Origin of the sequence: Photorhabdus sp. RM71S, assembly GCF_042879355.1 — a bacterium.
In the GTDB taxonomy this organism is placed as follows: domain Bacteria; phylum Pseudomonadota; class Gammaproteobacteria; order Enterobacterales; family Enterobacteriaceae; genus Photorhabdus; species Photorhabdus kayaii.
On record NZ_JBHFKV010000225.1, the window covers coordinates 1 to 376 of the forward strand.

Consider the following 376-nt stretch of genomic DNA (forward strand, 5'->3'; position numbering starts at 1 on the left):
CGCGTGCCGTTAACGCTCAAAGAAGCTAAACAGCAGCTTTTGAACGTGGATCCCCATCAGCTACAGCCTTTCACCGAAGGTTATGCTGGATGTTGGGTTGAATCCTGCTATGGCGGGATCCCTCAACGCGGGTTGCTGGTGAGTAGTGCGGCTGCCCGTCAACGTGAAGGGCAGACTTTTACGAAAAATACGCTCAAATCAACGGAAAAAGAGCTGAAAGCGTTTGAAAAATTGTGCCAAAAAGGGTTTGCCTGCAAGGAAGATGCGTTATGCGCCCTGCGTGATTTTGGCTCCGAATGCCAGTTTATCGGTATTGACGCCCCACAAGTGGAGGAAATCATGACATATCAAGGGCGTGGACGTCCGGCTAAAGATA

The 376-nt window shown here is 50.3% G+C and carries 1 pseudogene; it reads left to right on the forward strand.

The window, feature by feature from the left end:
* A pseudogene (locus ACGF5R_RS24630) lies at positions 1-376 on the forward strand (IS1634 family transposase); the annotation flags it as partial.